This window comes from Amycolatopsis sp. NPDC005003 (assembly GCF_053600695.1).
The window spans coordinates 209,121-220,225 of the sequence record NZ_JBSGAI010000001.1; the positions used below are offsets into that span (position 1 = coordinate 209,121).

Genomic DNA, 11,105 nt, shown 5'->3' on the forward strand with positions numbered 1-11,105 from the left:
TGGGAGGAGATGACCGCACGCAAACCGCCCAAGGTGTCTTTCCGCTGGTGGGTCGACCGGAAGATCGAGGAAGCCCGCGCCCGCGGCGACTTCGACGACCTGCCGGGCACCGGCAAGCCGCTGCCGAAGCCCACTGGCAACGACGCGGCGACCGACTGGGTGCTCCGCGAGGTCAAGCGGGGCGGGCACGACACGAAGGCGTTGCTGCCGCCGGCGCTCGCCCTCAAGCGCGAAGTCCAGGACCTGCCGGAGCGGCTCGCCGGGGAGCGGACCGAACGGCAGGTCCGGGACGTCGTCGAGGACCTCAACACCCGCATCCGCCAGGCCTACCTCAACCACCACACCGGGCCGCCCCTCACGGTGGCGCTGGTGGACGTCGAAGAGGCGGTCGAGGACTGGCGGCGCTCACGAGCCGCGTCGTAACACCGCTCGTTCGGCAACGGTCCACGCGGTCGTGGTGAGCAGGTAGATCCCGGCGGCCTGGGGCACGACGAGTGTCGCGAGCACGGTGCCGTAGGGCAGTAGGCGCAGCAGCTTCCCGCCGGGCACCGGGTGCTCCGGGACGGGCTGCGTGCGCACCGAGAACCACGCGACGACGGCGAGCCCGGCCGCGATCACGAACACGAGCGGGCCGCCGGCCAGGCCGTGCGCGCCCAACGGCGTCCCGAGCAGCGTCGCCCCGAGCAGCGAGTTGGGTTCGCCGCCGATCGTGGCCGTGGTGAACAGCCGGTACATGACCATGAAGAACGGCAGCTGCAGCAGCATCGGCAGGCAGCCGACGAACAGCGAAGTCCCGGACTCCTGCTGCAGCTTCGTCATCTCCGCGGCCAGCCGCTCGCGGTCGCGGCCGTGCTTCTCCTGCAGCGCGCGGATCTCCGGCAGCAGGGCGGCCCGGGCTCGTTCGCCGCGGACGGCCGACCGGGCGAGCGGGTGCAGCAGCAGCCGCACGCCGAGGGTGAAGACGACGATGGCCAAGCCCGTGGAAAGCGGGCCGGTGAGGGCGTGGATCAGGTGGTACGCGCCTTCGACGGGCACGTCGAGAAAGCCGAACATGGGCAGCACTCCGCATGAGTGGAAGGGGTTGGGGTGAGCGGAAGGGCTGCGTCGAAGCGGTTCCTACGCAGCCGTGCTGCGGGAACCGGGTGCTCGTGGGCGGCTCCGGCCCGGTCTGCCCGGGTCGCGGAGGCGGATCGACTCGGCCCGCCGGGCCCGGCGGCGCAACGCCGTGGCACGGCTGCGGACCGGCGCCGACCACAGCGCGAGCCCGGCGCGGTGCGTGCTGCCGATTAGCAGGACGACCAAGAGGCTCGCGGCGGCGAGGGAGGCGAAGGCGACCAGCGCGGCCGGACTGGTCAGCACGGGGAACGCCAGTTCCGGCAACGTGTGCACGGCGCCCCCTTTCCTCTCCACCAGCGTAGCGAAAACGTTAACAGCCCGATGGGCTGTAACCTGGTTCGATGAGAGGGCAACTCGTCGTCGTGCCGATCCTGGCCATGCTCCTGCTGTACGGCGTGCCGTGGTGGACGCTCGTGCTGGCACCCGAATGGGGCCTGGCCGGCACGATCGCCGGCACCGTCGTGCTGGTGTCGGGCCTGGTCACGATGCCGGTCGCGATGTTCCGCGGCCACTCCCGGCACCAGAGCGACGCCGCCGCCCGCCTCGGCGACTCGCTGCTCGCCGTGATCTGGGTGCTGTTCAGCTGGTCGATCCTCAGCCTGGTGCTGCGGGTCGCGCTCCTCGGCGTCGAAGACCCGCTTCGCTCGCGGATCGTCGCCGGCGCGACCGTGCTGATCGCCGCCGGGCTGCTCGTGCACGGCAACCGCGTCGCCATGCGCGTGCCGCCGGTGAAGGCGGTCGACGTCGTCATCCCGCGGCTCGGGCCGGGGCTCGACGGCCTGCGCGTCGCCGTCATCACCGACACCCACTTCGGGCCGATCGACCGGACGAAGTGGTCGGAAGAGGTCGTCGCGGCGGTCAACGCGCTCGAGGCGGACGTCGTCTGCCACGCCGGCGACCTCGCCGACGGCGCGGTGGCCAAGCGCCGCAAGCAGGTCGACCCGCTCGGTGGCGTCCAGGCCGGGCTCGGCCGGTTCTACATCACCGGCAACCACGAGTACTTCGGCGAGGCCCAGGCGTGGCTCGACCACATGGAGGCACTCGGCTGGGACACCCTGCACAACCGTTCGACACTGCTCGAGCGCAACGGCGACCGGATCCTCTTCGCCGGCATCGACGACCCGACCGGCACGGCGTCCGGCCTGCCCGGGCACGGCCCCGACCTGGCCGCGGCACTGGCCGGCCGGCCCGACGGCGTCCCGGTGGTGCTGCTCGCGCACCAGCCGAAGCAGGTCCGCCAGGCCCGCGAGGCGGACGTCGACCTGCAGATCTCCGGGCACACGCACGGCGGGCAGATCTGGCCGTTCCACCTCCTGGTGCGGTTCGACCAGCCGACGCTGTCCGGCCTGACCCGGCACGGCGGGACGCAGCTGTACAACAGCCGCGGCACGGGGTTCTGGGGCCCGCCGTTCCGGATCTTCGCGCCCAGCGAGATCACGCTCCTGACCTTGCGTTCCGCCTGACGAACGCCCGTGCTCGCCGGGCACGGTCGCTACCGACAAATTTTTTTGTCTTGACAGATCCATGCGTCGGCGGTCAGGCTGTTCCCATGACCACCACAGCGCTTCGCACCAGCACCTTTTCCTCGACCCGAGCCCTGCTGACCTGCGGAATCCTCGCCGGGCCAGTCTTCGTGGCCACCGGCGTCCTCCAGGGCCTGACCCGCGCCGGCTTCGACTTCACCCGGCACCCCGCGAGCGTCCTGTCCAACGGATCGCTCGGCTTCATCCAGGTCACCAACTTCCTGGTCACCGGCCTGCTGACGATCGCCGCCGCGGCCGGCACCCGGCGCGTCCTGCCCGGCCGATGGGGGCCGAGACTGCTGGCGGTCTACGGGATCGGCCTGCTGTGCGCGGGCGTGTTCCGCGCCGACCCCCAGGACGGCTTCCCGGCCGGCACGCCCGCCGGCCCGCCGTCGTCGGTCAGCTGGCACGGCACGCTGCACTTCGCCGCCGGCGGCATCGGGTTCCTCGCCCTGGTCGCGGCCTGCTTCGCGATCGGCTCGCACCTCCCGCCCGCGTGGGCGTGGTACTCGCGGCTCAGCGGCTTGCTGTTCCTCGCGGGTTTCGCGGGCGTAGCGTCCGGGTCGACGAGCCCGGTGGTCACCCTCGGCTTCTGGGCGGCGGTGGTCATCGCCTTCGCCTGGCTCGCCGCCACGTCCCGCCACCTGCTGTCGCGAGGAGAGTCCCGATGAGCACGACGGTTTCCGCCGACGGCACGAAGATCGCCTACACCCGCGCCGGGTCCGGCCCCGCGCTCGTCCTCGTGGACGGCGCGATGTGCTACCGCGGCTCGTCCCCCAACGACGCGCTGGCGAAGGAACTGGCCGCGCACTTCACCGTGTACACCTACGACCGCCGCGGCCGGGGCGAGAGCGGCGACACCGGGCCGTACGCGGTCGAGCGCGAGGTCGAGGACCTCGCGGCGGTCGTCGAGGAGGCCGGCGGCGAGGCGTTCCTGTTCGGCATTTCCTCGGGCGTCGCCCTGGTCCTCGAAGCGGCCCCTCGGCTCGCGGTCCCGAAACTGGCGCTGTACGAGCCACCGTTCATCGTCGACGGCACCCGCCCCCGCGTCCCGGCGGACTACGTGGCCCGGCTCGACCAGGCGCTGCGGGAGGGCAAGCGCGGCAAGGCGGTCAAGATGTTCATGACCGAAGGCGTCGGCCTGAGCGGGGTCATGGTGGCGGCGATGCGGATCATGCCGTTCTGGCCCAAGCTCAAGCGGGTCGCGCACACCCTCCCCTACGACACGGCGATGGTGATCGAGCACCAGGCGGGCGAGCCCCTGCCGGCGGCCTGGCCGGAGGTGAAGGTCCCGGCTCTGGTGATCGACGGCGGCCGCAGCCCGGACTGGATGCGCCACGGCGTGGCGTCGCTGGCGAAGGTGCTGCCGTCGGCGGAGTACCGGACGCTGCCGGGCCAGACGCACATCGTGAAGGCGGCGGCGCTGGCGCCGGTGCTGAAGGAGTACTTCCTGAGCTGACCGGGCCCTCGTCACAACTCGCTTGCCTGAACGATCAGGGAGCGGGCAGGGTGCAGGCGTGCCCACCCGCGCCCTGGTCTTCGACTTCGACGGCACCCTCGCCGACACCGAATCCGCCGTCCTGCAGGCTTGGCAGGCCGTGTTCCGCGAACACGGCACCGAACTCCCCCTGGACGCCTGGTACGCCGTCATCGGTACCCAGCACACCACGCCCGCCATGTTCGCCCTGCTCGCCGAGCACGCCCCGGGCATCGACCCCGAGGCGCTGCGGCCGATCACGAAAGCGCACGTCCTCCGGCTCCTCGAGGACCTCGGCCCGCGCGAAGGGGTCCGGGCCTACCTCGACACCGCGCGGGAGAAGGGCATCAAGCTGGCCGTCGCCTCCAGCTCGTCCGGGGCCTGGGTGAACCCGCACCTCGAACGGCTCGGCATCGACCACTACTTCGACGCCGTCCTCACCGGGGACCTGCACAACGCCAAGCCCGACCCCGACCTCTACCTGGCCGCCCTCGACGCACTCGGCACCGCGGCGCCGGACGCCATCGCCTTCGAGGACACCCCGCACGGCGTCACCTCCGCCAAGGCCGCCGGCCTGACCTGCGTCGCCGTGCCGAACGCGATCACCCGGAGCCTCGACTTCGGGCAGGCGGACGTCGTGCTGCCGTCCTTCACCGCCAAGCCACTGGAAGCCCTGCTCAGCCGGTGACCAGGGCCAGCAGCCGCTCCAAGAACGGCAGCTGGCCCTTCACCAGCTTCTCCCGGGCGTCCGGCAGCGAGAACCAGGCAACCCGGTCGACCTCGGGGAACTCCTGCTGACGGCCCGAGCGCGGCGGCCACTCCATGGTGAACGTCCCGGGCACCACCGCCGCCGGGTCGAGGTCGGCCTCGACCGCCCACGCCGTGACGACCTTGCCGCCCGACTGCTTCACCACGCCCAGCTCGACGTACTCGCCGTCGGGCGCGGGCAACCCGAGCTCTTCCTCGAACTCCCGCCGGGCCGCCTTCTCCGGGGATTCGTCCGGGTCGAGCTCGCCCTTGGGCAGCGACCACGCGGCCGCGTCCTTCTTCGCCCAGAACGGCCCGCCCATGTGCCCGAGCAGCACCTCGACGTCGTCGCCCCGGCCTCGGTAGAGCAGGAGCCCGGCACTCTGTTTGCCCGCCATGGAGAAAGTCTCCCAAGATTTTTCCGCGGAGGTGTCGAAACCCGCCGGGGCCCGATCGACGCGTAGGCAGAAGGCAAGCGGAACCCAGGGAAGGAACCCACCATGACCGCCACCATCGCCCGCGAAACCAAGACCGTCGCCGCCCCGGCCAAGGCCAAGGTCACCGGCATCGTGGTCGGCGCGAGCAGGATCGTGATCTCGTTCCTGTTCGGCTGCCACGGCCTGCAGGGGTTCGGCCTCTTCGGCGGGATCGACGGCCAGGGCGGCGGCGTCCCGTTCGGCTCGTTCCCCGGGTGGTGGGGCAGCATTCTCGAACTCGTGGGCGCCGCGCTGCTGCTCGCCGGGCTCGCCAGCCGGCCCGCCGCGATCCTGCTGTCGGGCGTGATGGCCTACGCCTACTTCACCGTGCACGCGCCGATGGGCCTGCTGCCGCTGCAGAACATGGGCGAGCCCGCCGCGGTCTACTCGTGGGTCTTCCTGCTGTTCGCCGCGATCGGCCCGGGCCGCTTCGCGCTCGACAACCTGATCAAGCGCTGAAGCCGGCCGGACGCGGTCCGATCTAGTAGCCGCCCTGGGCGGCCGCGAGGTCGGACCGCGCCATCACGTGTTCCATCAGGCTGGTCAGCACCTGCTTCGTCGACTCCCGCTCCCGGGCGTCGCACAGCAGCAGCGGGACGTCCATGCCGACGTCGAGCGCTTGCCGGACCTCCTCCGTGCCGTAGCGGTACGCGCCGTCGAAGCAGTTCACGCCGACGACGAACGGCAGGTTGCGGCGCTCGAAGAAGTCCACCGCGGCGAAGCAGCTGTCGAGCCGGCGCGTGTCGGCCAGCACGACGGCGCCGAGCGCGCCTTCGGCCAGCTCGTCCCACATGAACCAGAACCGGTCCTGACCCGGCGTACCGAACAGGTACAGGATCAGGTCCGGGTTGATCGTGATGCGGCCGAAGTCGAGCGCGACCGTCGTGGTGGTCTTCTGCTCGACGCCGGACAGGTCGTCGACACCTTCGGACGCGGTGGTGATGACCTCTTCGGTCCGCAGTGGCGGCACTTCGCTCACCGAACCGACCATCGTGGTCTTGCCGACCCCGAACCCGCCGGCGATGAGTACCTTGACCGCGGTCGCGGTCAGGTTCCGCCGGGGGTCAGAGTTTCCGGATGCCATCAAGAACCGCCTGCAATACGTGTCGGTTGGGAGTTTCCTGGACCGGTGCCGCGGTACGGAACAGCACCAGGTTCTGCTCGATGAGGTCGCTGAGCATCACCTTCACCACGGGCAGCGGGAGATCGACCCTGGCGGCCACCTCGGCCACCGAGACCGGCCGCTGGCACAGGGCGATGATGCGGGCGTACTCCGGTTCGAGCATGCCCGCCTCGTGCGCGGTGCGCAGCGCGACCACCAGCGTGATCAGGTCGAGCCCGAGCGTATCCGACCGCGTGCGCCCACCCGTGACGGCGTAGGACCGGACCAGCGGGCCGGCCTCGTCGTCGAACCAGGCTTCGTGCCGTGGGCTCATGGCGCAGTGGGCTGCGCGCCGGCGGTCCGCGGGGCGGAGGTCAGCACCTGGCCGACCCGCTTCACCATCAGGTTCATCTCGTACGCGACCAGCCCCATGTCCGCGTCTTCACGGGCCAGCAGGGCGAGGCAGGCGCCTCGCCCGGCCGCCGTCACGAACAGGAACGCGTGGTCCATCTCGACCATCGTCTGGCGGACGTTGCCGCCGCCGAAGTGCCGCCCGGTGCCGCGGGCCAGGCTCTGGAACGCCGAAGCCACCGCGGACAGGTGTTCGGCGTCCTCCTCGGAAAGGTTGCCGGACCTCCCGATGAGCAGGCCGTCCGAGGACAGCACCACCGCCCGGTCCGCCCCGGCGACCCGCTTGACGAGGTCGTCCAGCAGCCAGTCGAGCTCGTGGGCGCCTGAGTTGACCATTACTCGCGCTCTCCGTACCTGTCGTCGTTCTCGGAAAAGTCTTCGTCACGGGCCCGGCGGGTGCCCTGCTGGAAGGCGGACAGCCTGCTGCGGGCCACCTCCGGGGAATCCAGCCGGACCTCTTCGCGCTCCGCGGTCGCGGGCTTGTCTTCCCGCAGCTGAGGAACGAGGCTCTGCTGGCGTCGCCGTTGCGGCAGCGGCGGCCGGCCGGGGGCCTCCGGGCGGCGCGGCTGCTGCGGCCGGCTCTCCGGCGTCGCCGCGGCCCGCGGCTCCTGCGGCGGCCACACCGGCTGCTGCGCGGCCGGCCGCGCCGGGCGCGAGGTCCGGACGGGCGGGGCGGGCGGCCGGACCGCGGCCACCGGCTGGGCCTGGGTCGGCTGGCTCACCGGCTCCGACACGGACCCGACCGGGACCGGCGTCGGCGCGGACGGCGGCTGCGAGACCGGCAACCGGTCCGAGTTGGGCGGCGCAACGGTGACCGGCGGGACGGAGATCGGCGGCACGGGCGTGGCCGGCTGGGTCACGACCGGGGCGGGAGCCGTCGGCGGTGCCGGCGGCACGGCCACCGGCGGCTCGGTGCGGTGCCGGGCCTGGCGGCGCACCGGCCGGCTGAGCGGCGTGACCTCGTCGTTCGCCGTGGTCTCCGGCTCGGCCGGGTTCGGCACGAGTTCCGGCTTCGGCGGGGTGATCGGCTGCTCCGGCTCGTTCTCGGCGAGCGGGGCCAGCAGGTCGGTGCGCACCAGGACGATGGCCCGGGTGCCGCCGTAGGCCGACTCACGCAGGTGCACCTGGATGCCGTGGCGGGCGGCCAGCCGCGCGACCACGAACAGGCCGAGGCGCGGCTCGTCCGACAGCGCCATGATCCCGAAGTCCGGCGGGTCGGCCAGCATCGCGTTGATCTCTTCGGTCTGGTCCGGCTCGAGCCCGAGGCCCTGGTCCTCGACCTCGATCACGACGCCCTTGCCGACCACGTTGCCGCGGATCTCGACCCGCGACTGCGGCGGCGAGAACGACGTCGCGTTGTCGATCAGCTCGGCCAGCAGGTGCACGAGGTCGCCGACGACCGGGCCGCGGATGGCGATCTGCGGCAGCACCGCCGTCTTGACCCGCGCGAAGTCCTCGGTCTCGGCGGACGCGCCGCGGACCAGCTCGGCCAGCCCGACCGGGTTGCGCCACTGCCGGCCCGGCTGCCCGCCGCCGAGGATGATCAGGTTTTCGGCGTTGCGGCGGGCGCGGGTGGAGAGGTGGTCGAGCTGGAACAGGGTGTCCAGCTGCTCCGGGTCCTCCTGCTTGCGCTCGGCCTGGTCGAGCACCTTGAGCTGGCGGTGCACGATGACCTGGCTGCGGTGGGCGATGTTGAGGAACACCGTCTTGGTGCCCTCCTTGGTCTTCGCCTCGTCGATCGCGGCCGCGATGGCGGTCTGCTGCGCCTTGTTGAACGCGTCGGCGACCTGGCCGATCTCGTCGGTGCCGTGGTCGAGGAAGTGCCCGCCCTCTTCGAGGTCGACGGGCTCGCCGGCCTGGACCCGGGCGACCAGCTCGGGCAGCCGGACTTCGGCCGCGTCGAGGGTGTCCTCGCGCAGCCGGTGCAGGCGGCCGATGAGCCGGTTCGACAGCCGGACGGCGACGAAGACCACGAAGACCGCGAACAGGACCGCGGCCACACCGGCGATCAACGACTGGGTGAAGGTCGAGTCGGCGTCGTTGATGGCCTGCTGGCTGAAGTTCGTGTGCTGCGCCACGAAGATGCCCATCAGGGCGCCGCCGACCTGGCCGGCAGCGGTCCGCCACTGGTCCTGAGGCACCGGCAGCTTCTTCAGGTCACCACGCGCGAACGCGCTCTCGACCTGGTTCACCGTTTGCCAGGCCTGGCTGGCCATCAGCTCGTCGAACTTCGCCTTCACCGAGGGGATGAGCTTCGGCGCCGACGCTGCCAGCTGCACGTGGTAGGCACCGACCTGAGCGGTGTAGGCGCGGAAGTCGTCGTCGCTCAGCCCACCCGCGGCCAGACCGGCCGTCGCGAGGGCGTCGCTGCGCTGCATCGCGTCCGCGGCGGTGAACAACGGGATGGAGTTGAGCCGGTCGAAGGCGTTCTGCGCACCGTTCGTGTTCTGGGTCAGCCCGGCCACGCCGTCGGTGAACTGATCCAGCATCTGGTTGTAGTACTTGAACGCCTGGCCGATCTGGATCTGGCCACTGTCCACCGCTTGGCGGGTCTGCGGCAGCTGCTGGAAAAGCCCGAAGAACGTGGCGATGTTCCGCTGCACGCTCGCCGGGGTGTCCGAACGGTCGGCGAAGTCGTTCTTGAGGAACTCGAGCACCTTGGCCGCTGTGGCGTCGGTCTTGGGCCTGGCCTGAGCGAGCACCGCCCGCGCGGAACTCTGCCCCGCCACCAGCGCCAGGCTGGCCTGCCGCTCGACTTGCAGTGCGGCGAAGAAGGGGATCGCCGGGGCTTCCGCGTTCCGGAGCCGGGTCGTGTAGTCGCGGTCCGTGACCGCGTTGTAGATGAGGTAGCCCGCGAGAGTCACGCCGACCAGCAGCAGGGCCACGCTGGGGATCAGCGCGATCGTGAGCACGCGCTTCCGAATCGAGGATCCCCGGTTGCGTCGAAGAGAAATCTGCTTCACCTGGGTCCGTTTTCCTTCCGGCAGTACATGGTTTCGGGTCGCCCGAGGCGGTCAACACCCGGATTCCGACCAGCCGGATCAACATCACCGTGGTCTGCTTCGCCCGCGACGACGTTAGGCAGCCCTCCAGGGCGCGTCAAGTCCGTGGCGAGAACGTGATCTTGGAACGGTGATCCGTCCACACTCGCTGCCTGCGCTTCGAAAGTCCACCACCGTAAGTCGTGACGTTCGTCGCAGGGCAACTTTCGTTCCCTGTACGTATGTGAGCACTGGGAGCGCTTCCGGAGGCCTCGCGGATCCCGGCCGGCGCCCTCTACGTACGACAGCGCCGGATCGTTCGGTGACAAACATCACGGAGCCGCGCCGGCGACCCGGGACTCCCTCTTCGTCCGGGATGGACGGTCGTGAAAAAGCGGAATGGGCAGGATTTCCGCGCACAGCCGCGGATTCCCCGGAGAGGGAGCCGGAATTCCCGGCATTCCGCATCCGCAACCGGTTGATCACGCTGCGCTCGCCGCTGGAACCGGTTCCGCGGCGGCGCGGGGTCCGTCAGCCCGGGAACTCGTCGGCCAACGTGTTCCAGAACAGCAGCTCGTAGCTTTGGAACAGCCGCGCGCAGCGGTGCGCCTCGCGTTCGTCGAGCCGGTGCGCGTCGAGGCCCGCCTGGATCGCGGCGAGCGCTTGTTCTTCAATTTCCGGAACGTCCGCGGCGAAGAAGTCGAAAAACGCGCACTGCTCGTCGGTGAAGCCGTAGTGCTCGCGCATGCCCGCGGCGACGTCCCGGCAGTACCGGCCGAAGGCCGCGAAATTGGCGAAGATCCCCGCCGCGGTCGCCGACGACTCGCCGTTCAGCGCGAGCCAGGCGACGTAGGCCGGGTAGACCTGGCAGCCCGCGCGCGGCAGTTCCTTTCCGTGGTCCGGACCAGTCGCCGCGAGCAACCCGTCCAGCATCGCGTTCGCCTGCTGCTCACCCGGCGCGAGCCCGCCGAAGAAGGTGCGCGCGTTCGGCTCGTCGGCCCGGGCGGCCAGCGCGTGGAAGCTCCGCCAGTCGCTGAGCGTGATCAGCTTCTCCTCCGCGGCGAGCGCGGCGAACACCGCGCGCGGCGCCCGGCCCGCGGCGATCGGCGGCACGAGCCGGTTGTCGCCGTCGCGCGGGGCGAGTTCGGCCTGGATCTCTTCGAGCAGCTTGCGGGCGGAGTGCGTCATCGGTACCCCCAGGTGTCCGTGGCCACTCCATTGAAGCGCGATTCCCCCGCGGACGCCCGCGTACACAGTGGACAGTCGTGGAAA

General features: G+C 71.1%; 14 protein-coding genes. 6 read left to right on the forward strand and 8 right to left on the reverse strand.

What is annotated here, in order from left to right:
* Nucleotides 1-9: 9 nt before the first annotated feature.
* Nucleotides 10-423 (forward strand): DnaJ family domain-containing protein, encoded by a 414-nt coding sequence (locus ACWED2_RS00950; protein WP_449688368.1) that lies wholly within the window; start codon nucleotides 10-12, stop codon nucleotides 421-423.
* Here ACWED2_RS00950 and ACWED2_RS00955 read toward each other — a convergent pair.
* Together ACWED2_RS00955 and ACWED2_RS00960 are read right to left on the reverse strand one after the other, a co-directional pair.
* Entirely contained in the window at nucleotides 406-1,053 is a 648-nt protein-coding gene (locus ACWED2_RS00955) for a YidC/Oxa1 family membrane protein insertase (RefSeq protein WP_449688369.1), read from the reverse strand. The two genes, ACWED2_RS00950 and ACWED2_RS00955, sit on opposite strands and share 18 nt — an antisense overlap.
* A 63-nt stretch (nucleotides 1,054-1,116) precedes the next feature.
* Nucleotides 1,117-1,389: a DUF6412 domain-containing protein gene (locus ACWED2_RS00960; protein WP_449688370.1), complete on the reverse strand. Its 273-nt coding sequence runs from the start codon at nucleotides 1,387-1,389 to the stop codon at nucleotides 1,117-1,119.
* A gap of 68 nt (nucleotides 1,390-1,457) precedes the next feature.
* Between ACWED2_RS00960 and ACWED2_RS00965 the strand changes: the two genes are divergently transcribed.
* From ACWED2_RS00965 to ACWED2_RS00980, 4 genes are all read left to right on the forward strand, one after another.
* Entirely contained in the window at nucleotides 1,458-2,579 is a 1,122-nt protein-coding gene (locus ACWED2_RS00965; RefSeq protein WP_449688371.1) for a metallophosphoesterase, read from the forward strand.
* 86 nt (nucleotides 2,580-2,665) lie between these two features.
* A complete protein-coding gene (locus ACWED2_RS00970) occupies nucleotides 2,666-3,310 on the forward strand; it encodes a DUF998 domain-containing protein (protein ID WP_449688372.1) in 645 nt (214 codons plus the stop codon).
* Entirely contained in the window at nucleotides 3,307-4,098 is a 792-nt protein-coding gene (locus ACWED2_RS00975; RefSeq protein ID WP_449688373.1) for an alpha/beta fold hydrolase, read from the forward strand. Before ACWED2_RS00970 ends, ACWED2_RS00975 begins: the two co-directional genes overlap by 4 nt.
* A 58-nt stretch (nucleotides 4,099-4,156) precedes the next feature.
* Nucleotides 4,157-4,804: an HAD family hydrolase gene (locus tag ACWED2_RS00980; protein ID WP_449688374.1), complete on the forward strand. Its 648-nt coding sequence runs from the start codon at nucleotides 4,157-4,159 to the stop codon at nucleotides 4,802-4,804.
* Here the strand turns inward: ACWED2_RS00980 and ACWED2_RS00985 are convergent.
* A complete protein-coding gene (locus tag ACWED2_RS00985) occupies nucleotides 4,794-5,261 on the reverse strand; it encodes an NUDIX domain-containing protein (protein WP_449688375.1) in 468 nt (155 codons plus the stop codon). The two genes, ACWED2_RS00980 and ACWED2_RS00985, sit on opposite strands and share 11 nt — an antisense overlap.
* A 102-nt stretch (nucleotides 5,262-5,363) precedes the next feature.
* Here ACWED2_RS00985 and ACWED2_RS00990 point away from each other — a divergent pair, with 102 nt between their 5' ends.
* A complete protein-coding gene (locus tag ACWED2_RS00990) occupies nucleotides 5,364-5,798 on the forward strand; it encodes a DoxX family protein (protein WP_449688376.1) in 435 nt (144 codons plus the stop codon).
* A 22-nt stretch (nucleotides 5,799-5,820) separates the two neighbouring features.
* Here ACWED2_RS00990 and ACWED2_RS00995 read toward each other — a convergent pair whose 3' ends face one another.
* The 5 genes from ACWED2_RS00995 to ACWED2_RS01015 form a co-directional block, all read right to left on the reverse strand.
* Nucleotides 5,821-6,423, reverse strand: coding sequence for a GTP-binding protein (locus ACWED2_RS00995; RefSeq protein ID WP_004561734.1), 603 nt, complete (start codon nucleotides 6,421-6,423; stop codon nucleotides 5,821-5,823).
* The gene (locus ACWED2_RS01000) at nucleotides 6,404-6,775 is read right to left on the reverse strand and encodes a DUF742 domain-containing protein (protein ID WP_310967127.1); all 372 of its coding nucleotides are present in this window, start codon (nucleotides 6,773-6,775) and stop codon (nucleotides 6,404-6,406) included. The genes ACWED2_RS00995 and ACWED2_RS01000 overlap by 20 nt, the downstream gene beginning before the upstream one ends.
* Entirely contained in the window at nucleotides 6,772-7,188 is a 417-nt protein-coding gene (locus tag ACWED2_RS01005) for a roadblock/LC7 domain-containing protein (RefSeq protein ID WP_043776694.1), read from the reverse strand. Before ACWED2_RS01005 ends, ACWED2_RS01000 begins: the two co-directional genes overlap by 4 nt.
* The gene (locus ACWED2_RS01010; RefSeq protein WP_449688377.1) at nucleotides 7,188-9,764 is read right to left on the reverse strand and encodes a sensor histidine kinase; all 2,577 of its coding nucleotides are present in this window, start codon (nucleotides 9,762-9,764) and stop codon (nucleotides 7,188-7,190) included. Before ACWED2_RS01010 ends, ACWED2_RS01005 begins: the two co-directional genes overlap by 1 nt.
* 600 nt (nucleotides 9,765-10,364) lie before the next feature.
* Nucleotides 10,365-11,021, reverse strand: a complete 657-nt coding sequence (locus tag ACWED2_RS01015; protein WP_449688378.1) for a transcriptional regulator — start codon at nucleotides 11,019-11,021, stop codon at nucleotides 10,365-10,367.
* Nucleotides 11,022-11,105: the final 84 nt, after the last annotated feature.